Origin of the sequence: Synechococcus sp. MIT S9451, from assembly GCF_047304725.1 — a bacterium.
Taxonomy (GTDB): domain Bacteria; phylum Cyanobacteriota; class Cyanobacteriia; order PCC-6307; family Cyanobiaceae; genus Synechococcus_C.
Genome location: NZ_CP138971.1, coordinates 1,746,658 through 1,768,622 on the forward strand (window position 1 = coordinate 1,746,658; position 21,965 = coordinate 1,768,622).

Below are 21,965 nucleotides of genomic sequence, written 5' to 3' on the forward strand. Positions count from 1 at the left end.
TCATGAACATAGCCTTTGATGATTCCACTGTGCCATTCTCAGAGGGTTATTTTGCCTGGTTTGGAGCAGAAAGCGTCGATGGCTCGTTTCGTTCTTTGGGGGACTTACTGCGAAAATGCTCTTGAAAAGCGCACCCCTTTTCGTGATGAGCATCTGAGCCGTTTGAAGACTCTTCAGGAACAGGGCACACTGATCACCCTGGGACCAACCCAAGCCAGCACTCATGTTTTTGGGATTTTTGAAGCTGCAAATGAGCAGCAGCTTCGTGATCTGCTTGAGCAGGATGTGTATTGGCGGCAAGGGATCTGGACGGCCCTTGAGGTTTATCCCTGGATCCAGGCATTTTGAGCCTGGTCCCAGATCCATTCGCTAACAAGTCGGTCTCCACCTTCACCTAGAACATCCCCATAACCGGACATCTGGCCGATTCCCTCCCGGGCGATTCTGGCGATCGCTTCAGGATCATCGACCCCATTGCGCTTTAAGGCCGCGAGTTTAAGGGTGCGGCCGCGGCGGATGATGTTGCCTCCATTGACATGGCAGCCGATGCAGTGGTTGTTGAACAACTCCTCTCCGCTAGTTGTGAGCGCTTGGGCAGGAAAAGCAACCCCACTAAGGCCGATCACGACCGCCACAATCAGCATCAGCCTCATCAATCGGTGGCGAACGATCGATAAGGCGTTGGTCAGATCGGCTGCCATGCAATCCAGGCTCCTGCAGGGTCATTCTGCTCCTACAGGTTGCAATCAGTCTTGATAGTGGGTCATCAGGTCTGCAGGGGATCGAGACTTTCTGGCGCGCGTGGTGTCCAGTCGGTGGAGATCATCCCAGCGATGCATTTGTTGAAGGCTTTGGAGCTCGTTTTCCTGTTTGATCAGCCTGCGCAGTGCCAGCCAGTCAGTAGGGCGTTAACCAATCCTCTCGAGCTCCCATCGACACGGCGGCTTTTGCCGTCGCCATGATGATCTTGTGACTGCTCGGCAAGACCGGGGGGCATGGCTTCCTCTGGTGCTTGTCAGGATCAGAGTGTTGGATCTGGAGGATTGATTGGCGGAAGCAGATCTGCAGCGATTTTTGCGTAAAGTGGAGCAGCTCAACGCCTTGGTTGCCTCCCTGGAGGAGGATCCTTTGCGCCGGCAAACCTTCGCGGCCTGTGTCGACCACAACCAGGTGGTTCAGCTCGCCCGTTCCTGGGGCTTTGAGATCGGTCGGCGCTGGGGTGAGGCTTCAGCGGATCTGGAGGGCAGCATGGCTGAGGCTCCATGCAGATCTCCATTCGGGCTCGATCCAGAGCCACTGCTGCGCAGTCCCCTACCCCCAGCCGGAACGGAGCGGGTGCGCGAATTACAGCGTGGTTCTGACTGGCGGCTCGATCTGATTCATTCTTGTGAGGCCTGCAGTCCTCCTCAGTTCTGGTACGACCAGAGCGAACATGAGTGGCTCACCCTGTTGCGTGGCAGTGCGCGGCTTTGCCTGGCAGAGCCTGATCAGATGCTCGATCTTTCGGTTGGAGACAGTCTTTATCTGCCCCCCCATCGTCGTCATCGGCTGGAACGCACCGATCCTGACCCTGGAACCTTGTGGTTGGCGCTCTACTGGGAGGAGTCCGTTGGCGAGGGGCGCCCAGATCCTGCACGCATCACCAACCAATAGGCGCAAGCCAGGGACACGGAGGCCAAGCCCAATCCGATCAGTAGCTCTGGCTTGTTTTCGGAACTGGCTGGGAGAACGATCACTTTCCGTGCCACCGCAGTGAGAGCGGTGACCAGCACCAGTTCCAGTTGCACCACATGGCGGCGCAGATAGCTGGTGACGTTTTGCAGCACTTCGAGCGCAATCAGCACGGTGAGCAGATCACCAAGCACTTTGATCAGTCCATCCCCCAACCAGTTGGCGGGCTGTGGACTGATCAAGTCAGTTCCCACCCTGATGGTCAATTGCACCAGAGCGGCCACGATCACCACCCCGGTGATCACGGTGAGCAACTTGGCTACTTTGCGCTCGGCCGAATCAACAACCTTCAGAAAGGTTGGCCAGGACGGTCGTGATCGCGTCACGGATGCTCTCAGTTGGTGAAGGGCTGATAGGAGGGGCGTGCTGGTGTATCCCCTGGAGGATTCTCGATCTTGGTGTTGCAGGTGATGGATCCGTCGCTGTTTTGGACGCAGTCAGTCGGCACCACCTTGCTTTCCTGTCCCGTACGGCTGTCAGGGCCTAGGAGCCAGGTTTCTCTCTGAGCCATCACGGGTGGGATGGCGGCCATCTGCAGGCTGATCAGCGCGGCTGCTGTGGCTATCAGGCCAGATCCAACGGACACGTCTTGCGGTCGACTTCCCACACTTTGCATGGGATCGGCGTCAGCTGACGGAATCGTCGCGGATTTCCTGGAGAAGCAGATCCAACTGACCGAAAGGATCCACCTCTGCAGCTTCCCCTGAAGCACTCTCACTGCCGATGGATGTGGAGGGTGAACGACTCCAGTCGGCTTCGATCGCACAAAGCCGGGCCGCCAGTTTTGGCAGTCCTCCCTGGCGATGTTCCCGCTCGAGGACTTCAAGCAGTGCTGGCATCCGCGTGGAGCTTGCCCGCAGGCAGCGGCGCAAGTCCGCCTGTGTTCGCCCCTGGTGCTTGAGCCAGTCCTTAAGCAGCACGACCAGCTCATCCTCCATGGCCCTATTCCACTGACTCATGGGCGATCCGGTCAAGGGCGACCGGGCGGAAACCACCGATCCAGTTTGCGCTGTGCCCTGAGGCGGATGTCATCAGTGATGTGATGTCGGCACAGTCCGATCACGGCTGTGAGTGCCACGAGATCATCGCTGAAGCCCACGACAGGTAGAAAATCCGGCAGCAGATCGGCAGGCATCAACAGGTAGGTCAGAGCCGCGAGCAGGGTCAGGCGGGCCTGATGTGGAGTGTCTTGGTCGAGCAGGAGTTCAAGTACTTCCAGGGCTGGTCGGGCGACGCTGCGACCGGCTCGGCGCAGCAGACGCCGCAGGTTGCCTTCATCGATGACGGAGCTGTCGATGACTTCGGCATCGACAGCTGGCTCGTGGAACGCGGAAGCCTCAGCCATGGCCTGTCTCTCCTGGTGTCACGTCTACCCCACTCTCGCCCTCAGGCCTCTGCCCGAGCCTCGATCAGGCCGTTCTGAATCCCAGTCTTTCTCAGTTTGCGCAGGGCGCGTTGCACCACTTGACGGCAGTACTCCCTGCTGCAGCCCATATGGCGGGCGACCTCGGCCAGGGTGCGCCATTCGTTGGAACCATCAAGTCCGAAGCGCAGCATCACCACCGTGCGTTCCTTGGGGGTGAGATTGGATTTGTCGAGCAGCTTCCAGGCTGAGGCGGATCGTTCAGCGATTTCGGCCCGTTCCATCGGAGGTAATTCATCGCTTGGCAGCACATCAACCAATTCCGAAGGGTCGGATTTTGATTTCACAATGCCTTGCAGGCTCACGGTCACGCTGCGCAATTCACCACCGAGCAGGTCATCCACTTCGGTTCTGGAAAGATTCATCGCTTCCGACAGCTGATCTGGAGTGGCGGCCTGTCCATTCCGTTGCATCAATCGTGCTTTGGCGGCACGTAGTTTTGTGAGCTTTTCATTCACATTGACGGGAATTCGAATCGTGCGGCTCTGGGTGGATAGGGCTCGATTGAGACCTTGGCGAATCCACCAGTAGGCATAGGTTGAGAATCGATGTCCGCGGGTTGGGTCGTATTTCTCCACCGCCCGAGTGAGGCCAAGAGTTCCCTCTTGGATCAGGTCGAGAAGATCAAGTCCCTTGCCCTGATAGCGCTTGGCAAGGTTGACCACGAGACGAAGATTGGCCGTGATCATCTGATTCTTAGCTTTTTCTCCTCTCTTGATTGTCCTCTTCTCGTCATCGCTGTAATCGCATGCCGGGCCAGCGCCCCCTGCAAGCATGCAACGTTCTGTGATCGAAACCATGGCTTGAACCTTGCGGCCCATGGTTAACTCCTGCTCAGGAGTCAGCAGCTGGTGTCTGCCGATTTCGCCAAGGAATGCGCTCAGGGAGCTCACCATCTTCAACTCCTGTCTTTTTTTGAACCTAGGGCGGAAATGATTGCGACCCAGGGGTGTAATAAAGACTGCGGAATTAATGATTGATGCGTTATTCCGCTTTCTTTTTTTATTTATGTTTTGCGATGTCGTCAACGCATCTGTTTCTCCTCCATTGCGCTGCGACTCGAGGCTCTTGGTGGAGAGTTCTGCATCCGTTGGGCCGGTGATCTCTGCCCCATTCCGGCTTGACCAGATGGTGGCGACGGTCGCTACTCTCACGGCTCCGCGGTGAATGCCATGACCTTGGCCACGATCTTGACCCCCGAAATCGCCAAAAGCGCCGGGGTTGCATACGTCCATTACCTGAGCTTCATGCTCTGTTTTGCCGCGCTTGTGGTTGAACGTCGTCTGATTCGTCCCGATCCCGACCGTCGGACTGCAACGGTGATGGTGATTACTGACATCGTCTACGGGATGGCAGCGTTGGCGGTGCTGCTGAGCGGCATTTTGCGCGTGCTTTACTTCGGGCAGGGCACGGAGTTCTATACCGTCAACCCCTTGTTTTGGTGGAAGGTCGGCCTTTACCTGTCCGTTGGTGGCCTGTCGCTGTATCCCACGATCACCTACGTGCTCTGGGCCATTCCTCTACGGAAAGGAGAACTCCCCAAAGTCTCTGAAGCGTTGGCTTCGCGTTTGGCCTGGATTATCAATATTGAACTGGTTGGCTTTGCCCTCATTCCCTTCTTGGCCACTTTGATGGCCCGTGGAGTTGGTCTTCCTCCCGCCTGAGCCTGTTGGGAGCACGGTTGCATGATCCCTGATCCTTGCCCGCCGCAACAGGACGTGCGCCCCATCGACATGGCGCTTCAGGCTGCTCAGCCAGGAGATCCTCCTGGCTATGGGCATCGACTTGCCACCTCTCCCCAGGGGCCACCGACCCTGCCTCGCTGGTGCGTTTGGCTTGAACCAGCGCAGGCGGCGACGGCCAATCGGTGGGAGCAGCGCTGGCTTTCAGCTGTGGATGCAGCGCTCACCACCTGGCAGCAAGTGCTGCCGATCATCCGCGTGCAGGAGCCGGAGCGAGCCCAGATTCGGATCGAGCGTCGGCGCCCGCCCTTGCGTCAATTGGCCAACGGTTGGCGTGCGAGCAATGGACGCAGTTTGTTGGAGGTTCTCGCCGTGCGTCGTGACGGGAGCTGGTCATTGGAACCGCGTGTCACCGTGCTGGTGTCGCCGGAGTTGAGGGCATCGGTGCTTCGATCCACAGCCCTGCACGAGCTGGGGCATGCTTTTGGGCTCTGGGGGCACAGTGATGATCCAGGTGATGTGATGGCGGTCCATCAGGGGCACTTGCCTGTGCTGAGGCTCACGGCTCGAGATCGGGAGACCCTTCGTTGGCTGCAGGCGCAGCCCACTCGTTTCGGGCAGCGCCCCTCGGATGCGCTGTTGCCAGAGGTGCGTTGAAGCAATCGATCGCCCCTGGTTGCACCACGCACGGTGTGTCGCCTCGCAAGACAGCGCCGGTTTTTCTTGACCGAGGCCCTTGGCTGGTCGTGCCGTTGGGCTGAGAACCGGTCATGATGCGCGCCGCTGCATCGTTGATATGCGTTCCAGTTCAGCCTTTTTGCCCCTTGGTCTTGCCCTGCTCACAGGCTGTGGCTGGATTGATGGAGTCAGTGGTGGCAAGCCTGAGCTGAAGCAAGACCTGCGCATCAGCTTGGATGGCAAGCAGCCGTCTAGCAGTAAGGGAACGCTGCAGCGAGAAGACGGCCCCTTCGTCTTTCCGGTTGGATATGGGCGAAATGGCATCGCTTGCGCGGGGTCGACATTTGAGGAGGGATGGACTCCCCTCGGAACCTTCCGTGTCAACGCAATTCTCAGTGATGACCGCTTCGAGATGGACCCTGCGCTGATCAAAAAGTCTGGCAAGACCGAGGCCTATCTCCGCGAGAGCCTGTTTCGCAACATGAGTTCTATCGATTTCAAGGGAGATGGCGAAACCGGTGAGTACGGCAAGGGTTACATCAGCCTTGCGCCTGTGTCTGCCACTCCACAGCCATTCCGTTTTAACAACTACGACGGCACATTCCGCTGGTACAGCTTTGCCATTCACGGCACCAACGATCCCAGCCGGGTTGGTCAGTCTGTCACCGGTGGCTGCATCAATGTGAATGGCCAGACCATGGAGGCCCTGCTGAACAGCGTGCAGCTCGGTGATGAAGTGGTGATCGCATCCGACTCGCCCTGCACACCCTGATCACTCCCTGCGAGGTGCTCCCCGGCGTTTGGCCAGCACTTCTTGCACGCGCCGCCAGCTCACGCCGTGATGGGCCAGGGCTATCTGCATGTGGAACAGGATGTCGGCGGCCTCGCCGGCGATCTCTTCTGGGCTGTTGTCCTTGCAGGCCATCACGAATTCTGCGCTTTCCTCGCCAATCTTCTTGAGGATGCTGTTGTCTCCACCGTCGAGCAGCTTGTTGGTGTAGCTGCCCTGCTCCGGTTGATCACGGCGTGCCTCGATCACTCGCATCAGCTCTGTGCAGGCGTCAGCCGGTGGTGGCAGCGCATCGGCTCCACCAGGGGCACGTTGGTCACTGTCTTCGTAGAAGCAGCTGCGCGCTCCGGTGTGGCAAGCCACGTCGCCACTCTGTTCGATCGTGACCAGGATCACGTCGGCATCACAGTCGTAACGGATGTTCCGCACTGCCTGGGTATGGCCGCTGGTGGCTCCTTTGTGCCACAGCTCTTGGCGTGAGCGACTCCAGTAATGCACCTCTCCCGTGCTCAAGGTGAGTTCAATCGACTGCCTGTTCATCCAGGCCACCATCAGCACGGCACCGTCCAGCCAGTCCTGGGCGATTGCTGGGATCAGGCCCGCTTCATTGAAACGGAGCTGATCAATGAAGGCTGAGGTGAGCGGCTGCATCGGGCGGGGCGTGTTGCAGATGTAGACAGGAAGAATCCTGCCGCAGTGCCGTCCCGTCCCTCTGCCCGATGCCTCTGCCCCCCACCGCTTACACCTGCAGCAAGCAGTTCGAGGGCTATCCCTGTTGTCACAGGCAGTGGCGACATCCTGGCCATTGCCGCTTCATGCATGGCTATAGCCGCAGTTTCACGGTCTGGTTTGCGGCAAAAGAGCTGGATGCCTGTGGCTTTGTCGTCGATTTCTCCAGTCTCAGACCCCTGGAAGCCCAGCTGCGCCAGCAGTTTGATCACACGTTTCTTGTCAATGGTGATGATCCCCTTCTCTCTCAGTGGCAAGCCCTCCATGACCAAGGAGCTCTAGACCTACGGGTCATGGAGAACGTTGGTATGGAGTCCACGGCCAGGCTGGTCTGGGAGTGGGCCAATGCTCTCTTGCATGAGCGGGACGGCAGCCGCAGTTGCTGTTGGAAGGTGGAGGCCCGTGAGAATCGGGCCAATGTCGCCAGCTATGAAGACTGGCCTGCGTGGTTCAGCGCTGTTGCTAGCTGATCAGCGCAGAACCAGACGCTGCTGGCCATCGGGGCCACTACCGCTGTCGATCGTGACGTCGACCGAACTGCCATCGCTGTAGCGCCCAGCCAAGATCGCCTTGGCGATCGGCGTTTCCAGCTCGCGTTGAATCGCTCGTTTCAGAGGCCTGGCGCCATAGACCGGGTCATAGCCGGCATTCGCCAACCAGTCGGTGGCGTCATCGCTGATGCTGAGGTTCAATTTGCGCTCATCCAGGCGGCTGCGTAGCCGATCCACCTGCAGGCTGACGATCTGGCGTAGTTCCTCGCGTCGCAGGCTGTGGAAGATGATCGTTTCATCGAGTCGGTTGAGAAACTCGGGCCTGAAGTGGGCGCGCAAGGCGTCGTTGACCCGACGCTCCATTTCCTCATGCTGGTCGTCATCGCCGCCCAGGTCGAGGATGGCTTGGCTGCCGATGTTGCTGGTAAGGATCAGCACCGCATTGGTGAAATCCACAGTGCGTCCCTGTCCGTCGGTGACGCGACCGTCATCGAGGATCTGCAGCATCACGTTGAAGACATCGGGGTGGGCCTTTTCCACTTCGTCGAAGAGGATCACCGCGTAGGGGCGTCGGCGCACCGTTTCGGTGAGCTGACCGCCGGCCTCGTAGCCCACATAACCAGGAGGTGCGCCAATCAATCGGCTGACGCTGTGCTTCTCCATGTATTCCGACATGTCGATGCGCACCATGGCGTCTTCGCTATCAAACAGCTGCGCCGCAAGGGCTTTGGATAGCTCGGTCTTGCCGACTCCGGTGGGGCCGAGGAACAGGAAGCTGGCAATGGGACGATGTGGGTCACTGAGGCCTGCGCGAGAGCGCTGAATGGCATCGGCGACGGCGGTGACGGCTTGCTGCTGGCCCACCACGCGTTCGTGCAGCTGAGCCTCGAGGCTCAGTAGCTTGTCCATTTCCGACTGCACCAGCTTGGCGACTGGAATACCGGTCCATTTGGCGATCACCTCGGCGATGTCGTCTTCGCTGACCTCTTCGCGCAGTAGGGACTTCTCGCTGCCATCCGTGCCTTCGCTCAGAGCCGCTTCTTGTTCGGCCAACTGCTTCTGCAGGCCTGCAAGCGTGCCGTATTCCAGCTCCGCTGCTTTGTTGAGGTCGTAGCTGCGTTTGGCTTGTTCCACTTGCAATTGCACGCGTTCGATCTCCTCTTTGAGGGTGGAGAGCGCGTCGATCGCTCCTTTCTCCTGTTGCCACTGGGCATTCAGAGTGCTCTGCTGCTCGGAGAGTTCCGCGAGTTCGCGTTCCAATCGCTCCAGCCGTTCCTGGCTGGCGGCATCGGATTCGCGGCCGAGGGAGAGTTTCTCCATCTCGAGCTGCAAAATCTTGCGGTCGATTTCGTCGATCTCCTCCGGCTTGGAGGTGATTTCCATCTTGAGGCGGGCGGCGGATTCATCCACCAGGTCGATGGCTTTGTCGGGTAGGAACCGATCAGCGATATAGCGGCTGCTGAGCATGGCAGCGGCCACAAGAGCGCTGTCAGCGATGCGTACGCCGTGATGCACCTCATAGCGCTCCTTCAGGCCGCGCAAGATCGAGATGGTGTCTTCCACTGTTGGCTGATCCACCAGGACCTGTTGGAAGCGCCGCTCAAGGGCTGGATCCTTCTCAATGTGCTGGCGGTGTTCATCGAGGGTGGTGGCGCCGATGCAACGCAGTTCACCCCTGGCCAGCATCGGTTTGAGCAGGTTGCTGGCGTCCATGGCCCCGCCGGTCGCTCCTGCTCCCACCACGGTATGGATCTCATCAATAAAGAGAACGATCCGCCCTTCCGAGGAGGTCACTTCCTTGAGTACGGCCTTGAGCCTCTCCTCAAATTCACCCCGATACTTGGCGCCAGCGATCAGGGCACCCATGTCGAGAGCGATGAGCTGTCGGTTCTGTAGAGCCTGAGGGACATCGCCATTGACGATGCGCTGCGCCAATCCCTCCACAATCGCCGTCTTGCCGACCCCAGGTTCACCGATCAACACAGGGTTGTTCTTGGTACGGCGGCTGAGGATCTGAATCGTGCGGCGGATCTCTTCATCGCGACCGATGACCGGATCGAGCTGGCCGTCGCGGGCGGCTGCGGTGAGATCGCGACCGTATTTCTCTAGGGATTCATAGGTGCCTTCAGGGTTCTGATCGGTCACGTTTTGGCTGCCACGCACGGCATCGATAGCGGTTTTCAGGGATGTTGCGTTCACGCCGACCTGGTTCAGCAGCCGCTTCCCGCAGCGCTGATCATCAGCAAGGGAGAGCAGCAGGTGCTCGATGGAGATGTAGCTGTCGCCATAGCTCTGTTTGAGGCTGTCGGCACGGTCAAGCCCGTCGCTCAGGCCTTTGCCGAGATAGACCGACTCTGGTCGGTGCTGGAGCGCTGGCAGTTGTTTGAGGTGTTGTTCAACCCCTGCCTCAAGTTCGGGTGGAGAGGCACCTGCTTTCTCGAGAATGCGGTTGGCCAGGCCATTTTGTTGGAGCAGTGCCAGCAGCAGATGCTCGGTTTCGATTTGCTGGTGTCGCTGACTCTGCGCCAATTGCTGTGAGGAAACGATCGTGGCCCAGGCTTTCTCAGTGAATTGTTCTGCTGTTGGTTGCATGTCCGTCGCGCGGTTGTTCAGACCGTATGGGGATTGGTCGCAGTCTTCGAGCGGAGAACCGATCCATCGCGGTCGGTCTGCCCACCAGACTGCGGCAAACCGACCTGGCTCTGTAGGGTCAGCCGATCAGAGCCAGGTCGATGGACGACAGCAGCGCGTTGGATGCGGAGCTGGTGCGAGCGCTGGTGCAGCGGTTGCACCAGCTGTATGGATCCACTCCAAGGGATCTGGAACGGATGTGTTGGATGGTGGTGCATGAACATCATCACGGTGTCATGCCTACGGAGTACGACATTCGCGAGGTGAATGAGGATCTTTATCTCGCTGTACTCAGCGATGCCCGCAGTGGCACCAGCCTGGTTGATGGCACTGCGGGCTCGTGAGTTGAAAGCGTTTGCGCCGGATCAATGGGCGTGGCCGCCGGAACTGAAGGCTCGGGCAGCGAAGGGCATGACGGTTTGACGGAACGGCTGCCGTCTCCAGAAGCGACCATTGGCACAGACACGCTGGATCTCGTAGTGGCGGAATGAGCCGAAGCGAGCCGTCTTGAAAAAGCCGTTGTTGATTCGGTAAAGACCACGGCGATTGCACAGCGCGTGGACCAGTTGATAGCGGCGACGGCCATGGCGTTTGATCGCCAATCGGTCGTAGGTGATCACTGGAGCACCGTTGAATCTCACCTGCCGGATGGACGCATAGATGTTCTGCCCGGAGCGGGTGGGGCCGATGTAATTCCAGTTAGATCGAGAGGCGATGGAGTGGGCTTCCGCTGCCTGTTGGCTGACGCCGAGGCTGGCTGCGGCGAGGGCAACACAGGTGAGGGTTTTGGTGAAGGCATTCATGGCTGATGCATGGGGGTGGAGAGGGTTGGCTCTCTTGGATGCCTTCACCCTTGCTTTGATCAAGGCAGCAGCTGATGACAGCAAGTGGTTGCGCTGGTGAGCTTGCTCACGGAGTTTGTTGAGCCGTGTCCTGACGCAGAGCCGTTGCTCGTTGCGGCGTCGTGGCTCTGGCGTTCATCCGAAGTGGACGTGGGTTAGCCGAATCCTTTCGCTCGGGCCTGAGCGGTGAGATCACGCTGCTGGCCTCGGATTAGAACGTCTCGTTCTGATGCCTTGCCGATGTGTGGAGCGATTTCAACCCCTGCCGCTTGGATCGCTTTGAGCTTGTGACTCTCCTCGTTGGACCCCGTGTCGCTCTGTAGATACGCCATCACCTTGGCGTGAGCCTCTGCTGTTGAGGCGAAGTAAAGGGTGCCAGGGCCGCGGCGTTCACGGGTGAGATGTCGTGCCAGGCGACGCTGCTGGATGCCTGCCCAAAGACGTCCAGCAGCAGCAGTCATATATGCATTCAGTGTCTCTGCCTCGGTGTCCTCGCTCAGAGCCATGGAGGTGCCGTCGACGAAATCGCTAAGCAGGGTCACCACAGCCATGGCGTTAAGCGGCGAATTCACTCAGTTTGATCTGTCGTCTGGATGATCATCCGGCTGCGTGATCATCCGTCTGCTCAGGACGAATCCTTGACAGCGTCCAACGATCGAAGCGGGCGAGGTCAAGGGTTCGAACGATCGTACGGACTAGGACTCTGACCGTATCCGCTCCATTTCGGTCTCGATCTCCCGATCTGTGATCGGTCGCTCGGTGTGAGACATGCTCCACCCTTGGATGATCAACGCCAGGCCCCAGCCTGCAATCGGCCAGATGGGCCAAAAGTCACCCATCCCGTCTGCCCACCAGATCAGGATGAGCGTGAGGCTCACTAACACGTAAGCCTTCAGTTGTTTTTGGAATGCCCGTTTGCGCTTCAGGCAGGCAAGTGCGTCAGCCCGGAGTTGCTCTGTTGCATCCATAGCAGAGGTTGGCCTTGGGATCCCATGCTGGTGGTAGCGCTCTTGAAGATCGAATGCCATCGAAGCCCCGCAACCGCGTTGGTGAGGTCTACGGCCAACTGCTGGTGGTGAGGGCTTCAGAGCGGCGCACCAAAAGTGGGAATGCCTTCTGGTGGTGTCGCTGTAGTTGTGGACGAGAGCGGGAAGTGCCCAGCGACAAGCTGTCTCACAACACAGAACGGAAGAAACCCGTGGTGATGGCCTGCCTCGTCTGTTCCCGTGAACTCCAGGTGGAGGCGGTTTGCGCCAAAAATGACCGAGAGGAGCGTCGTCGTCGCCTAGAAGCTGAGCGGATTCGAGCTGAATTGAAGGGAACCGTGCCGGAGCGGTGGCTGTCGTTGCCACTCACCGATGCCCATGCCAGGGAGCGAGGAGAGCTGCTGTTTTTCCGCGGCACCCGTTGCCTTCGCAATCATCTGGCCCCCTATCGCATCAATGGTGGCTGCTTGGCCTGCGCTGGGCAGATGCCATCAGCTTGATGCGGATCCCATGCGCCATCCTTTCGAATGGCTTGCGCTCAATGGCTGATTGAGCTCAAGAAATCCAGCTTCGCGCGAACCAGGTCTCGATCTGTGCGCAGGTTTCATCATCCTTGAGATCGGTCTCGCTCACGCTGAAACCAAATTTGTGGGCCATCGCTAGGAGTGCATGCATGGAATCGAGTTGGTGAAACTCCCTTCGCAGAGCTGCACTGTGTTCAACAGCATGAGCAAAATCTTTGAGACCCTGGCGGCTCATCGCTGCCAGCCCCGCTCGGCTTGTTCTTCGACATAGGCTGCGACATCAGCGATATCGTCTTCGCTCAGTTTGCCTTCGTAGGGAGGCATGGCATTTTTACCGTTTTCGATCTGGTGCTCAATCGCCTCAAGATGGTCTTGGCTGTAGGCGTTCAGATGGGCCTGGAGATCAGGCTGGCTGAGGGTGCGACTGGCGCTTAGAACGTTGCCGCCACCCATGTGGCAGGCCGCACAATTGGCCGAAAAGATCTGACCGCCGTTTTCCAGGTCTGGTTGAGATTCAGTCGCGCCAACAGGAAGAACCCCGAATAGGCCGATCACGATCGCCAGAACTAAGGGGAGAATCGCTGCTGGCTGCGGCATGGTCGAACGCGGCACATGATGGACTTCAACCTTATCCATGGCGACGCTCATGTGAAGCCCCTCGATGTGATTACTGATTCACATCGAGGGGCATGAGTTATGGCTTTTGTTTCGAACTGGTCAGATCAAAGAGCTCCTAGCTCCTGATCATGGCAATCACTCAACGATGACCTTGCCAACCATGCCGGCGCCACGGTGAGGTTCGCAGTAGAAGTCGTAGCTGCCAGCGGTCGAGAACGTCTCTTCCCATGATTCGCCTGGAGCCAAGGCAAGGTCGGAGTGGCTGAGCTCATCGTGCCCATCAAAGACGGCGTTATGAGGAGCCATCTTGTTGTTCACAAATTTGACGGTGTCGCCCGCCTTGATGTTCACGGTGCTGGGCTCGAACGCCAGCATGCCGGAATCGGATCCGAGCTTCACCTCAACAGTGGCGGCGCTTGCGGAGGCCACACCCATGCCAATCACCAAAACGAGGGCGATACAGGCCGAAAGAAGGGAACGCAGATGATGGATCATCACGTCAAAAGTCACTTCCGTAAGTTTAGCTGCATTTAAGTCTGTCCACGTCTAGGCAATCCCGAGTCCTCAAGAACAGTTTCAAGATCCGGTCCATGACTGGTGAGTTGGAAGCGTTCAGGCTGGGTCACTGGGTTGTGAATGAAGTGGCGCTGGCGGATGCTGAAACGATCCCAGTCGTTCACCTCGATGGGCAGCACCCTGATCAGCCCTTCGATCAGCCAGGGCCATAGAGGGATTCCAGGCGTTCTGGCGACACCACGCCAGCGGCAGAGTGTGGCCACCGCTTCATTCACACTGATCGCTTTCTGGCCCATCACGATCCGGCGGACCGGGCCCTGCCCCGGCTCGGGATTTCGTTGATGGGGAGTCGTGGCCAACGATCCGCAGATGGCCGCGATGTCGGCGGCATGGATGAAGTGGAAGCTGGCATCGGCCCGTAGCCATCGCGCCAGCCAGAGCCACTTGCTGGCTTCAGCAAGGCCTTCGGTGAGGTAACTCGTCGGGAAGCGGCTGCTGCCGTCGATGCGTCCACCAAAGACCAACGTGGGGAACACGGCCACGATCCGTTCAGCGAGCGGATGGTGTTCGAGATCCTTCAGGCATTGGGCCTTGGTCTGGATGTATTCGGTGCCGTAGGCCAGGGCCTGGGGCAACGGCTGCAGATCGCGGTTGAGGATGCTGGCCGTGGAGAAGTACACGACCTGCTCGAGCTTGTCGGGATCAAGCAGGCTCAGCATCCGCTTCACTGCTACCACATTCACCTGCTGCGCACGTTCAGGGTCCCCCCAGGCTGTGGCGGTGTGAATCACCCTGTTGACGCTGCCTAGATCCGTCGCGAAGCGATCGGTCTCCCTAAGATCACCAACGAGGAGCTTGATGCGCGGGTGATCGAGGGGAATCGCCGATAGCTTGCTGGGGTCCCTGAGCCACAGCAGCAGTTCAGCATCGGAATGCTCAAGAAGCCAGGCAGTGGTGTACTGGCCGACGCAGCCGCTGGCGCCCGTAATCAGGATGCGTGCCGGTGCTGTGGTCAAGGATTCCTTGCGCAAGGGAGAGTGGCTCAGGCCGCGGTGCCCAGACGTTCCATCACGCTCTTGCCAGAGCGGAAGAAGGCTGCACCGTTCTCCTCGGGTGTGCCGGGGAGGATGCCATGGCCAAGGTTGAGAATGTGGCGGCGACCCCGGGCCTTGCGGACGCAGTCATCGATGCGGGCTTCAATCGCTTCGGGGGTTCCGAACAGCAGGCCTGGGTCGACGTTGCCTTGGACCCCAATGTGTTCGGGTAGGCGGGCCAGGGCTTCGGCCATGTCCACGGTCCAGTCGAGCGACACGATGTCCACACCGGTGGTGCCCATGCGTTCGAGCACACCCGCACTGCCGGAGATGTAAAGGATGAAAGGGGTGTCTGGGTGGGTTTGCTTGACCAGATCGACCACCTTCTTTTGATACGGGGCAGCGAAGGTGTCGTAGTCGGCAGGACTGAGCTGGCCTGCCCAGGAATCGAACATCTGCACCACTTGGGCACCCGAATCGATCTGGTAGCGAAGGTAATGAGCAATCGATTCGGCGAAGTGATCGAGCAGCTTGTGCAGCATCTCGGGCTCTTGGAAGGCCATGGCCTTAATCACCGCGTAGTTCTTACTGCTCTTTCCCTCCACCACATAGGCAGCCAGGGTCCAGGGGGCACCCACGAAACCAAGCACTGCGGCTTCATTGCCAACGCTCTGGCGCAGGCGACCCAAGACTTCACCCACAAACGGCATGGACTCAGCCGGATTGAGGGTCCGTAGTGCGTCCACCTGGTCCATGCTGCGGATCGGATCACCGATCTGGGGCCCCTTGCTCTCAATGATGTCGAAGTCGATCCCCATCCCAGGTAGCGGCGTGAGGATGTCTGAGAACAAGATCACACCATCAGGCTTGAAGGCCCGAAACGGCTGCATCGAGATCTCGTAGGAGAGGTCAGGGTTCTCTGAGCGCTCTCGGAAGCTGGGATATTTGTCGCGCAGGTCTCGGTAGATCTTCATGTACCGACCTGCCTGGCGCATCATCCACACCGGGGGACGCTCAACAGCCTCTCCGCGGGCAGCACGCAGCAGCAGGGGCAGGGAGTCGCTCATCGGGAAGTGGAGATCAAGCGGGCAACCTACCTGAGAGAACCTGAGCAACCGAGGCTCTTCTCAGGTAAAGCATCTGCTTCGTCACACGCTTTGGGGCTCAAACTCCGCCAGCAGCTGAGTCTGGGGCGAGGCTCCGCTTTGGATCGTGCTTGAACACCATCACACTCAAGGGAGGCAGACAGAGGTCGAGGGAGTTGTCGTAACCATGGATTCCCCACTCGTCTGAATGCTTCCCACCCATGTTGCCCAGGTTGCTGCCGCCGTAGCGCTCCGCATCGGTGTTGAAGATCTCCGTGTAGAAGCCGGCGAGGGGAATGCCCACGCGGTAATGGGCATGGCTCTGGGGTGTGAAGTTGGCTACTACGACCAGCCAGCTACCGCCAGTACTCTCCCGACGCATGAAACTGATCACGGAGTGGCGATTGTCGTTGCAGTCGATCCACTGGAAGCCGTACTGATCAAAGTCATCGCGCCAGAGGGCTGGTTCTGCCTTGTAGAGCACGTTGAGGTCATCGACCAGTCGCTGCACGCCCTGGTGCGGCTCGTATCCCAACAGATCCCACTGCAGGTCTCCCCACACATTCCATTCGGCCCGCTGACCGAATTCCATCCCCATAAAGATCGTCTTCTTGCCGGGGTGGGTCCACATGTAGGCCAAAAGCGCACGTGTGTTGGCGTATTTCTGCCAGTCATCTCCAGGCATCTTGTGCAGGAGATTGCTCTTGCCGTGAACCACCTCATCGTGGCTTAGCGCCAGCATGAAGTTCTCGGTGTAGGTGTACCAGATCGAGAAGGTGATGTTGTTCTGGTGGAACTGGCGGAACCAGGGATCGAGCTCGAAGTAATCGAGCATGTCGTGCATCCAGCCCATGTTCCACTTCAGATTGAAGCCGAGCCCGCCGATGTCGGTGGGCTGCGTCACCATCGGCCAGGTTGTGGATTCCTCTGCAATCGAAAGTGCGCCTGGATAGTGCTGGAACAGCACATGATTGGCTTGCTGCAGGAAGCGCACCGCTTCCGTGTTTTCGCGGCCGCCATGTTCGTTGGGCAGCCATTCGCCATCGGGTCGCAGGTAGTCGCGGTAGAGCATGGAGGCCACCGCATCCACCCGGATGCCGTCGATGTGGAACTGCTCAAACCAGAACACAAGGTTGGCAACAAGGAAGTTCCGCACCTCGTTGCGGCTGTAATTGAAAATCAGCGTGCCCCACTCCTTGTGCTCACCGATCCGGGGATCGGAGTGCTCATACAGGTGTGTGCCGTCAAAGAACGCCAGACCATGACTGTCTTTGGGGAAATGCCCAGGGACCCAGTCAATGATCACGCCGATGCCTTCGGCATGGCATCGGTCGACGAAGGCGCGGAATTCATCGGGGTTGCCGAAACGACTGGTTGGGGCGTACCAGCCGGTCACCTGATACCCCCAGGAACCGTCGAAGGGATGCTCGGTGATCGGCATCAATTCGATATGCGTGAAGCCGCGTGCCTTCACGTAGGGGATGACGCGATCCGCGAGTTCCGGGTAGGTGAGCAGGCGGGCACCGGGTTTGAGGTCCGCGGCAGGAACGGGAGGGCGAGCAGTTCCGTCGGCTTCGATAAAGGGTTGATCCGCAGCGGCATGAATCCAGCTGCCCATGTGCATCTCATAGACCGAGATCGGTTGATCGAGAGCATTGCGACGGTCCCGTTCATGCATCCAGGCGGAATCAGTCCACTGGAAGTTGTCGAGACGGGACACCAATGAGCTGGTGGCCGGACGGACCTCGTGGCGGAAGCCGTAAGGGTCGGCCTTCTGATAACAGTGCCCTTCCTGGGTCCGAATTTCATATTTGTAGAGAGCTCCTTCGTTCAAACCGGGAACGAACAATTCCCAGATGCCCCCGTTGCGCTGCTGCATGGGGTGGTGGCGTCCATCCCATGCATTGAGGTCACCGATCACGCTCACACTTCGAGCGTGGGGCGCCCAAAGGCAGAACATCACCCCGGCAACGTTGCCGATTGTGGTGAGATGGGCACCCATCTTTCGCCAGATGTGGTGATGGTTCCCTTCGGCGAAGAGATGGCGATCCATCTCGCCCATCCATTCATCCCTGAACGCCCAGGGATCGTTCTGCTCGTGGCTGATGCCGCCACGGCTCACCTGCAAGCGATAGGCCTGACCTGGATCCTGCGCTAGCTCAGCTTCAAACAGCCAGGGGTGGTGGGGGGTGGTGGTGCTGATGACCTCGCCGTTGACCACCAGGTCGACACGATCGGCTTCGGGCATCCAGGCACGCACAGTCCAGCCGCTGTCTGTGGTCTGGGGCCCGAGCACAGACAGCGGATGGTCGTGGCGGCATTCCGCCAGCCGCAGACCATCCTCAATCATCCAGTCGAGGACCGCAGCAGCCATGACCTAAAGGCATTATTGGCCGGGAGCTTAGGCGGAAAAGCCCTGGTTCCTGCGGTCGGTTGCCAGCCCTTGAACCGATCAGACCAGATCAGCCGAGAAATCGACGTTGATGATTCGGCCTTCGCGGTTGAAAATCACAAACAGATTGTCGGTCACCTTGCCGAATTCGATCGTGACCAGCACTAGCTGTTGCTCGCCTCCTTGGCTTGCGACGAGAGCGCTCTTGATCTGCTTCGTGCCGCCAAGGACCCGGGCAAGTTTGCTCCATTTGCGCTTGAGGTCTTGAGGGCCAATCTCCTTCTGGAAGTCGAGATCCAGGTAGTAGCGAGCGGCGACCCAGCGTTGGGCGTTCAGGTCCTGCACAAAGTTGAGAGCGCTCTGCTCGATGGGCAGAGTTGTGCCCACCCATTTCCAAGCCACCAGCTTCCCTTCATCGTCGAGCACCAGCAGGAGCGGTGCCTCCTTGGTTCCATCGGCCAGCACAGCCACGGCTTCCACGGTGGTGTCATCCATGCCGCGGGAGATTGCGCTGATCCGATAGTCACTGAGGGATGGGCTGTTGCGCAGCCTGGTCCGCACTGCCTCCTCGTCGGTTGTGCTGCGCAGAGGGGTGGATAAACCGGCATAGATGCCAGCGGCATCCTGCACTTTCAGGGCTTCCAGAAGCTCACGTGCGGCGCGGGTGGCCTGGGCGGCGGTGAGTGTCGTTGTAGCAGCAGCTCCGGCCTGGGCGATCTCGAGCACCTGACTGCCGTGCATCGGCATCACGGATGCGATCGGACTGCAAAGCGCAAGGGCGAGAACGCAGGCTGTGGTGTTCACGGCGTGAAGGCGACGCATGTTTGGCGTCAGTTTGCCGGAGGTTCAGCGTTCCGGTGAACCGATCAGTGGCTCAAAACGTAATTGGCACTGATTCAGAGTCAGTTCAATGCTGGTGACACGGCATGCGCTGCTGGGTGCACCACAGGGGCTATCGGGATGGCCAGGGTTGATCGCGATTGCGGGCCAGCAGGCTCCTGCAATCGAAATGCGCAACCGATCTCCTGGTTTCAGCCTGGCTTCGAGTGGTTGCAGTGCCACCCTTTGGCTCGATGCTTGGCAGGCCTTGAGGCCACTCACGCGGGTGACGCCAGTGCTGAGTTGTTGCACCTGATCGCTGCCTGATGGACAGACGGAGAGGGCAACGCACAGATCAAATCCCAATTGATCTGCAGCCGCCAGCAGGGACAGAACAGGTCGGCCGCGCAACTGGCAGTTGAGGCTCAGAGGAGCCGTGGTGAAGGTGGCCACATCGCTGCGGGCATCCAGCTCGGATCGATCGCAGGGGCCCGGGGTGGGGCTGAGGTGACCACCGATTGCCGGGGCGGCACGCCATGGATCATGGACGATCACCACAGTCTCAGGAACCACAGTCTCGGATCGGTTGAGGTCTTGCTCGTTGACGCTGGGGTCAGCAAAGCAGCCGAGTGCGTGGCTGGCGGAGGACAGGGCCTTCAACTCACCGGCACTGGGATCAAGACAGGCCAGGGAGCTGCCGCTGAGTTGCCATAGTCCACCGCTGCTGCTTCTGGCGTCGGTGATGGGTTGCCAGCGCTGTTCGCAGAGGTCCCAGGCCATGACAGATCCTCGGCAACCAACGGGCTCCTCCCTTTGGATGGATGGATGCTCAGAGGGGTCGATCAGGTTGCGTTGGAAGAAGTCCAGATGAAGTTGCTGGGCGTTTGGCCACCATTTCAGGTGCGTTGCAGGCCCGATGTGCAGATCTGGCTGACCACCTGCCTCCTGGCTGAGACGATGCAGATCCAGCACGCCGCGCAGATGGGGGTCCCACCAGCCTCCGATTAGCAGCATGGGCAGGCGTAGCCAGCTGGTCGGTGGGTGATAGCAGGTCCAGGCGTCAGGATCCTCCGGGGAGCGATCAAGCCAGCGCACTGCCATCCCCTCCGGATCATAGCGACGCAGCAGATCCAATCCGTCACGGCAGTATCGGTTGTCTTCAAGGCTGCAGCGGATTGCCTCCCATGCGGTTGCGTCCCCCCTTCGTTGGGCTTGCAGGGCGGCGAGCTGTAGACCCCAGCCCAGTCCAAGGTGCCACCAGTGGGCGCCCCCTTCGCAGCTCCAATGGTCTCTTTCGTGTAAACCGGTCATCGCCGGTGCAAGGCAGTCGGGTGGAGGGGTGCCTTCCTCGGCCACCAATTGGGTGAATCCCTGGTACGAAAAGCCGTAAAGGCCGATCCGTCCGTTGCATTGCGGTAGGGAACGAAGCCACGACAAGGTGGCGGTGGTGTCGCGAGCCTCTTGCTCAAAGCCACGGAAGCAGCCACCAGAGGAGCCCTGGCCACGCACATCCTGAACGACAACCAGAAATCCACGTTCGGCCCACCAGGAAGGATGGGCATAGGTCGGTGTCGAGGCGATGGACCGTCCGTAGGGCTGGCGCATCAGAAGAGCGGGCCACGGACCAGATCCGGATGGCTGCCAGATCCTTGCGATCAGATCGACACCGTCTTCAAGCGTCAGGGAGTGATCAGCGTGGATCAATGGGCCCGGATTCTGAGGTTGAGCTGGACCGCTTAGGACACATCCGTGCAGTGAAGGCCGATCACATAGGTGGCCAAAATCTCGGCGTCTTGCGTCGTCAGATTGCGCTGAGAGGCCAGGGCCGCGATGGCGGTATTGGATGTGGCCGAGACCCCCTGGGCATTGAGTTGCTTGAACTGCCTGCACAAGGCTCTGGCTTCGTTGGGGTTGCGTTTGACGCTTTCCAGAAGCGAAGACTGTGCAGCCACCGCGCTTGACGTCGCTGCACACGCCGCCGCCGCAAGGGCGAACAACAGCAGAGAGGCTTGGAGGTGGCGCATACACCCTCCTTAAGGACTAACTGCATTTGAAGTGGCAATCAGCTTGCTTGGCAGCGCTCTGGGGTCAGTTTCTTGGTTGCCATGCTTGGGCTGCTTTGATCCAGCGTTGGGCCACCGCCAGATCCACCACTGGTGGTCGTCCACTTCGGAGCTGGCGTTCGAGTCGTCCCGTACGCGTGACGACATCCTGGGGTGAGGCTGCTGAAAGTGCTGCCACTGTTGCCAGGCCTGCATGCATCAGCAGGGCTGCATCGGCCGGTGCGAGATCCAGGCAGCACACCAGCTCGGCCATGCCCCTCAGCCGTTTGAAGTTTCGGGCGCTGGCACGGCCGCGGCGGGAGAGCTGGCTGAGCTGGTGGTCGCTGAGTTGCTGAAGGGCTCCCCAGGTGTCGATACCTGCAGCCACCAGTTCCCGCTGCTCATCACGGAAGCTCTGGGGCAGCTCCTGAAGTGGAGATTCGCTGCTCATCCTTTATTCAGTCTTGCCGTCGCTCTCGTTTTCACTTCGGTCTGGCCGAGGACCACTGGTTTGCTCAACCCGTCGCCGGCCGGTTGCAGCTGGCGTAAGCGGACGACCACCACGTCACTGCTGCGTCCACCTGGACGCAAATTCCCCGCTAGCTGTTGCAGGGTTGGATCGACCGAGTCGGGATCCATCTCCGGTGATGCCTTCGCGACCACCAGATCGTTGCCGTTGTCGAAGACCACCGGTGCCCTTACAGCTCCTTCGATCGCAACGGGCGGGGTGTAACTCACCGAGAACGCCCAGCTGCTCGCGGCGAGCAGAAGCGTGAAGCTGGTCACTCCCACGAGACGGAATCGCAGTCCCCAGCGTGCTGCGAAGGCGATTGCTGTGACCACGGCGAAGCCGAGTCCGCTCCAGACCAACCATTGCGTGGAACTCTGAAGCAGCAGAGGCAGATTCATGGGCTGGTGATCAGCGGTTGTGCTCTTTATATTGCGCTGACTT

Annotated in this window: 31 protein-coding genes; 8 read left to right on the forward strand and 23 right to left on the reverse strand. The window is 59.4% G+C overall.

Features of this window, described 5'->3' with window-relative positions; genetic code table 11:
• Positions 1-78: 78 nt before the first annotated feature.
• Positions 79-348, forward strand: coding sequence for a YciI family protein (locus tag SIB72_RS09030; RefSeq protein ID WP_413743673.1), 270 nt, complete (start codon positions 79-81; stop codon positions 346-348).
• Here SIB72_RS09030 and SIB72_RS09035 read toward each other — a convergent pair.
• Together SIB72_RS09035 and SIB72_RS09040 are read right to left on the reverse strand one after the other, a co-directional pair.
• The gene (locus tag SIB72_RS09035; protein ID WP_371410901.1) at positions 324-644 is read right to left on the reverse strand and encodes a c-type cytochrome; all 321 of its coding nucleotides are present in this window, start codon (positions 642-644) and stop codon (positions 324-326) included. The genes SIB72_RS09030 and SIB72_RS09035 overlap by 25 nt on opposite strands.
• 102 nt (positions 645-746) lie before the next feature.
• A complete protein-coding gene (locus SIB72_RS09040; protein WP_115120804.1) occupies positions 747-893 on the reverse strand; it encodes a DUF3136 domain-containing protein in 147 nt (48 codons plus the stop codon).
• Between the two features lie 154 nt (positions 894-1,047).
• On the opposite strand from SIB72_RS09040, the gene SIB72_RS09045 reads away from it, so the two are divergent.
• Positions 1,048-1,653: a Nif11 domain/cupin domain-containing protein gene (locus tag SIB72_RS09045; protein ID WP_413743674.1), complete on the forward strand. Its 606-nt coding sequence runs from the start codon at positions 1,048-1,050 to the stop codon at positions 1,651-1,653.
• Here the strand turns inward: SIB72_RS09045 and SIB72_RS09050 are convergent.
• The 5 genes from SIB72_RS09050 to SIB72_RS09070 all read right to left on the reverse strand — a co-directional run bounded on the left by SIB72_RS09050 (position 1,593) and on the right by SIB72_RS09070 (position 4,050).
• Positions 1,593-2,057 carry a phosphate-starvation-inducible PsiE family protein gene (locus SIB72_RS09050; RefSeq protein WP_115120806.1) on the reverse strand — a complete coding sequence of 155 codons (465 nt, stop codon included), beginning with the start codon at positions 2,055-2,057 and terminating at the stop codon, positions 1,593-1,595. The two genes, SIB72_RS09045 and SIB72_RS09050, sit on opposite strands and share 61 nt — an antisense overlap.
• An 8-nt stretch (positions 2,058-2,065) precedes the next feature.
• Entirely contained in the window at positions 2,066-2,263 is a 198-nt protein-coding gene (locus tag SIB72_RS09055; RefSeq protein ID WP_244281635.1) for a hypothetical protein, read from the reverse strand.
• Between the two features lie 94 nt (positions 2,264-2,357).
• On the reverse strand, positions 2,358-2,690 hold the full coding sequence (locus SIB72_RS09060) for a hypothetical protein (RefSeq protein WP_413743675.1): 333 nt from the start codon (positions 2,688-2,690) through the stop codon (positions 2,358-2,360).
• A gap of 11 nt (positions 2,691-2,701) precedes the next feature.
• A complete protein-coding gene (locus tag SIB72_RS09065; RefSeq protein WP_115120809.1) occupies positions 2,702-3,076 on the reverse strand; it encodes a YkvA family protein in 375 nt (124 codons plus the stop codon).
• A gap of 41 nt (positions 3,077-3,117) precedes the next feature.
• Entirely contained in the window at positions 3,118-4,050 is a 933-nt protein-coding gene (locus SIB72_RS09070; protein WP_413743676.1) for a sigma-70 family RNA polymerase sigma factor, read from the reverse strand.
• 276 nt (positions 4,051-4,326) lie between these two features.
• Here SIB72_RS09070 and SIB72_RS09075 point away from each other — a divergent pair, with 276 nt between their 5' ends.
• The 3 genes from SIB72_RS09075 to SIB72_RS09085 all read left to right on the forward strand — a co-directional run bounded on the left by SIB72_RS09075 (position 4,327) and on the right by SIB72_RS09085 (position 6,286).
• On the forward strand, positions 4,327-4,818 hold the full coding sequence (locus tag SIB72_RS09075; RefSeq protein WP_115016985.1) for a DUF2214 family protein: 492 nt from the start codon (positions 4,327-4,329) through the stop codon (positions 4,816-4,818).
• A gap of 21 nt (positions 4,819-4,839) precedes the next feature.
• On the forward strand, positions 4,840-5,493 hold the full coding sequence (locus SIB72_RS09080) for a matrixin family metalloprotease (protein ID WP_413743677.1): 654 nt from the start codon (positions 4,840-4,842) through the stop codon (positions 5,491-5,493).
• 139 nt (positions 5,494-5,632) lie between these two features.
• Positions 5,633-6,286 carry a L,D-transpeptidase gene (locus SIB72_RS09085; protein WP_413743678.1) on the forward strand — a complete coding sequence of 218 codons (654 nt, stop codon included), beginning with the start codon at positions 5,633-5,635 and terminating at the stop codon, positions 6,284-6,286.
• On the opposite strand, the gene hisIE is transcribed toward SIB72_RS09085, so the two are convergent.
• Positions 6,287-6,955: a bifunctional phosphoribosyl-AMP cyclohydrolase/phosphoribosyl-ATP diphosphatase HisIE gene (hisIE, locus tag SIB72_RS09090; RefSeq protein WP_413743679.1), complete on the reverse strand. Its 669-nt coding sequence runs from the start codon at positions 6,953-6,955 to the stop codon at positions 6,287-6,289. It abuts the gene before it with no gap.
• A 68-nt stretch (positions 6,956-7,023) separates the two neighbouring features.
• Between hisIE and SIB72_RS09095 the strand changes: the two genes are divergently transcribed.
• Positions 7,024-7,503: a 6-carboxytetrahydropterin synthase gene (locus tag SIB72_RS09095; protein WP_413743680.1), complete on the forward strand. Its 480-nt coding sequence runs from the start codon at positions 7,024-7,026 to the stop codon at positions 7,501-7,503.
• On the opposite strand, the gene clpB is transcribed toward SIB72_RS09095, so the two are convergent.
• Positions 7,504-10,116 carry an ATP-dependent chaperone ClpB gene (gene clpB, locus SIB72_RS09100; RefSeq protein WP_115120815.1) on the reverse strand — a complete coding sequence of 871 codons (2,613 nt, stop codon included), beginning with the start codon at positions 10,114-10,116 and terminating at the stop codon, positions 7,504-7,506.
• 140 nt (positions 10,117-10,256) lie between these two features.
• On the opposite strand from clpB, the gene SIB72_RS09105 reads away from it, so the two are divergent.
• Positions 10,257-10,499, forward strand: coding sequence for a hypothetical protein (locus tag SIB72_RS09105; protein ID WP_413743681.1), 243 nt, complete (start codon positions 10,257-10,259; stop codon positions 10,497-10,499).
• A 21-nt stretch (positions 10,500-10,520) separates the two neighbouring features.
• Here SIB72_RS09105 and SIB72_RS09110 read toward each other — a convergent pair whose 3' ends face one another.
• The 3 genes from SIB72_RS09110 to SIB72_RS09120 all read right to left on the reverse strand — a co-directional run bounded on the left by SIB72_RS09110 (position 10,521) and on the right by SIB72_RS09120 (position 12,025).
• Positions 10,521-10,958 carry a hypothetical protein gene (locus SIB72_RS09110; RefSeq protein ID WP_413743682.1) on the reverse strand — a complete coding sequence of 146 codons (438 nt, stop codon included), beginning with the start codon at positions 10,956-10,958 and terminating at the stop codon, positions 10,521-10,523.
• 194 nt (positions 10,959-11,152) lie between these two features.
• The gene (locus tag SIB72_RS09115) at positions 11,153-11,569 is read right to left on the reverse strand and encodes a hypothetical protein (RefSeq protein WP_413743683.1); all 417 of its coding nucleotides are present in this window, start codon (positions 11,567-11,569) and stop codon (positions 11,153-11,155) included.
• A gap of 123 nt (positions 11,570-11,692) precedes the next feature.
• Complete coding sequence (locus SIB72_RS09120; RefSeq protein ID WP_413743684.1) at positions 11,693-12,025, reverse strand: 2TM domain-containing protein; 333 nt, start codon at positions 12,023-12,025, stop codon at positions 11,693-11,695.
• Between SIB72_RS09120 and SIB72_RS09125 the strand changes: the two genes are divergently transcribed.
• Positions 12,019-12,483, forward strand: a complete 465-nt coding sequence (locus SIB72_RS09125; RefSeq protein WP_413743685.1) for an early protein (E6) — start codon at positions 12,019-12,021, stop codon at positions 12,481-12,483. The two genes, SIB72_RS09120 and SIB72_RS09125, sit on opposite strands and share 7 nt — an antisense overlap.
• A gap of 55 nt (positions 12,484-12,538) precedes the next feature.
• Here SIB72_RS09125 and SIB72_RS09130 read toward each other — a convergent pair whose 3' ends face one another.
• From SIB72_RS09130 to SIB72_RS09180, 11 genes are all read right to left on the reverse strand, one after another.
• On the reverse strand, positions 12,539-12,742 hold the full coding sequence (locus SIB72_RS09130) for a Nif11-like leader peptide family natural product precursor (protein WP_413743686.1): 204 nt from the start codon (positions 12,740-12,742) through the stop codon (positions 12,539-12,541).
• On the reverse strand, positions 12,739-13,104 hold the full coding sequence (locus SIB72_RS09135) for a c-type cytochrome (protein WP_413745084.1): 366 nt from the start codon (positions 13,102-13,104) through the stop codon (positions 12,739-12,741). Before SIB72_RS09135 ends, SIB72_RS09130 begins: the two co-directional genes overlap by 4 nt.
• A 156-nt stretch (positions 13,105-13,260) precedes the next feature.
• Positions 13,261-13,620, reverse strand: a complete 360-nt coding sequence (petE, locus tag SIB72_RS09140; protein WP_413745085.1) for a plastocyanin — start codon at positions 13,618-13,620, stop codon at positions 13,261-13,263.
• A 35-nt stretch (positions 13,621-13,655) separates the two neighbouring features.
• The gene (locus SIB72_RS09145; protein ID WP_413743687.1) at positions 13,656-14,657 is read right to left on the reverse strand and encodes an NAD-dependent epimerase/dehydratase family protein; all 1,002 of its coding nucleotides are present in this window, start codon (positions 14,655-14,657) and stop codon (positions 13,656-13,658) included.
• 26 nt (positions 14,658-14,683) lie between these two features.
• The gene (hemE, locus tag SIB72_RS09150; protein WP_413743688.1) at positions 14,684-15,742 is read right to left on the reverse strand and encodes a uroporphyrinogen decarboxylase; all 1,059 of its coding nucleotides are present in this window, start codon (positions 15,740-15,742) and stop codon (positions 14,684-14,686) included.
• 97 nt (positions 15,743-15,839) lie between these two features.
• Positions 15,840-18,134, reverse strand: coding sequence for a 1,4-alpha-glucan branching protein GlgB (gene glgB, locus SIB72_RS09155; RefSeq protein ID WP_115120822.1), 2,295 nt, complete (start codon positions 18,132-18,134; stop codon positions 15,840-15,842).
• Between the two features lie 78 nt (positions 18,135-18,212).
• On the reverse strand, positions 18,213-18,974 hold the full coding sequence (locus SIB72_RS09160; protein ID WP_413743689.1) for a DUF3887 domain-containing protein: 762 nt from the start codon (positions 18,972-18,974) through the stop codon (positions 18,213-18,215).
• Positions 18,975-18,998: 24 nt separating this feature from the next.
• Positions 18,999-20,672, reverse strand: a complete 1,674-nt coding sequence (locus SIB72_RS09165; RefSeq protein ID WP_413745086.1) for a CocE/NonD family hydrolase — start codon at positions 20,670-20,672, stop codon at positions 18,999-19,001.
• A gap of 35 nt (positions 20,673-20,707) precedes the next feature.
• Entirely contained in the window at positions 20,708-20,995 is a 288-nt protein-coding gene (locus SIB72_RS09170; protein WP_413743690.1) for a hypothetical protein, read from the reverse strand.
• 64 nt (positions 20,996-21,059) lie between these two features.
• Positions 21,060-21,464, reverse strand: coding sequence for a DUF4332 domain-containing protein (locus SIB72_RS09175; RefSeq protein WP_115120824.1), 405 nt, complete (start codon positions 21,462-21,464; stop codon positions 21,060-21,062).
• Positions 21,461-21,922, reverse strand: a complete 462-nt coding sequence (locus tag SIB72_RS09180; RefSeq protein WP_413743691.1) for a Ycf51 family protein — start codon at positions 21,920-21,922, stop codon at positions 21,461-21,463. Before SIB72_RS09180 ends, SIB72_RS09175 begins: the two co-directional genes overlap by 4 nt.
• Positions 21,923-21,965 lie beyond the last annotated feature (43 nt).

What these genes read in the sequence shown, in the direction of transcription:
- SIB72_RS09030 (WP_413743673.1), top strand. Translation starts at nt 79, where the DNA reads ATGGCTCGTTTCGTTCTTTGGGGGACTTACTGCGAAAATGCTCTTGAA.
- SIB72_RS09035 (WP_371410901.1), bottom strand. Translation starts at nt 644, where the DNA reads ATGCTGATTGTGGCGGTCGTGATCGGCCTTAGTGGGGTTGCTTTTCCT.
- SIB72_RS09055 (WP_244281635.1), bottom strand. Translation starts at nt 2,263, where the DNA reads ATGGCCGCCATCCCACCCGTGATGGCTCAGAGAGAAACCTGGCTCCTA.
- SIB72_RS09060 (WP_413743675.1), bottom strand. Translation starts at nt 2,690, where the DNA reads ATGAGTCAGTGGAATAGGGCCATGGAGGATGAGCTGGTCGTGCTGCTT.
- SIB72_RS09065 (WP_115120809.1), bottom strand. Translation starts at nt 3,076, where the DNA reads ATGGCTGAGGCTTCCGCGTTCCACGAGCCAGCTGTCGATGCCGAAGTC.
- SIB72_RS09070 (WP_413743676.1), bottom strand. Translation starts at nt 4,050, where the DNA reads ATGGTGAGCTCCCTGAGCGCATTCCTTGGCGAAATCGGCAGACACCAG.
- SIB72_RS09075 (WP_115016985.1), top strand. Translation starts at nt 4,327, where the DNA reads ATGACCTTGGCCACGATCTTGACCCCCGAAATCGCCAAAAGCGCCGGG.
- SIB72_RS09080 (WP_413743677.1), top strand. Translation starts at nt 4,840, where the DNA reads ATGATCCCTGATCCTTGCCCGCCGCAACAGGACGTGCGCCCCATCGAC.
- SIB72_RS09085 (WP_413743678.1), top strand. Translation starts at nt 5,633, where the DNA reads ATGCGTTCCAGTTCAGCCTTTTTGCCCCTTGGTCTTGCCCTGCTCACA.
- hisIE (WP_413743679.1), bottom strand. Translation starts at nt 6,955, where the DNA reads ATGCAGCCGCTCACCTCAGCCTTCATTGATCAGCTCCGTTTCAATGAA.
- SIB72_RS09095 (WP_413743680.1), top strand. Translation starts at nt 7,024, where the DNA reads ATGCCTCTGCCCCCCACCGCTTACACCTGCAGCAAGCAGTTCGAGGGC.
- clpB (WP_115120815.1), bottom strand. Translation starts at nt 10,116, where the DNA reads ATGCAACCAACAGCAGAACAATTCACTGAGAAAGCCTGGGCCACGATC.
- SIB72_RS09105 (WP_413743681.1), top strand. Translation starts at nt 10,257, where the DNA reads ATGGACGACAGCAGCGCGTTGGATGCGGAGCTGGTGCGAGCGCTGGTG.
- SIB72_RS09110 (WP_413743682.1), bottom strand. Translation starts at nt 10,958, where the DNA reads ATGAATGCCTTCACCAAAACCCTCACCTGTGTTGCCCTCGCCGCAGCC.
- SIB72_RS09125 (WP_413743685.1), top strand. Translation starts at nt 12,019, where the DNA reads ATGCCATCGAAGCCCCGCAACCGCGTTGGTGAGGTCTACGGCCAACTG.
- SIB72_RS09120 (WP_413743684.1), bottom strand. Translation starts at nt 12,025, where the DNA reads ATGGCATTCGATCTTCAAGAGCGCTACCACCAGCATGGGATCCCAAGG.
- SIB72_RS09130 (WP_413743686.1), bottom strand. Translation starts at nt 12,742, where the DNA reads ATGAGCCGCCAGGGTCTCAAAGATTTTGCTCATGCTGTTGAACACAGT.
- SIB72_RS09135 (WP_413745084.1), bottom strand. Translation starts at nt 13,104, where the DNA reads ATGCCGCAGCCAGCAGCGATTCTCCCCTTAGTTCTGGCGATCGTGATC.
- petE (WP_413745085.1), bottom strand. Translation starts at nt 13,620, where the DNA reads ATGATCCATCATCTGCGTTCCCTTCTTTCGGCCTGTATCGCCCTCGTT.
- hemE (WP_413743688.1), bottom strand. Translation starts at nt 15,742, where the DNA reads ATGAGCGACTCCCTGCCCCTGCTGCTGCGTGCTGCCCGCGGAGAGGCT.
- glgB (WP_115120822.1), bottom strand. Translation starts at nt 18,134, where the DNA reads ATGGCTGCTGCGGTCCTCGACTGGATGATTGAGGATGGTCTGCGGCTG.
- SIB72_RS09160 (WP_413743689.1), bottom strand. Translation starts at nt 18,974, where the DNA reads ATGCGTCGCCTTCACGCCGTGAACACCACAGCCTGCGTTCTCGCCCTT.
- SIB72_RS09170 (WP_413743690.1), bottom strand. Translation starts at nt 20,995, where the DNA reads ATGCGCCACCTCCAAGCCTCTCTGCTGTTGTTCGCCCTTGCGGCGGCG.
- SIB72_RS09175 (WP_115120824.1), bottom strand. Translation starts at nt 21,464, where the DNA reads ATGAGCAGCGAATCTCCACTTCAGGAGCTGCCCCAGAGCTTCCGTGAT.
- SIB72_RS09180 (WP_413743691.1), bottom strand. Translation starts at nt 21,922, where the DNA reads ATGAATCTGCCTCTGCTGCTTCAGAGTTCCACGCAATGGTTGGTCTGG.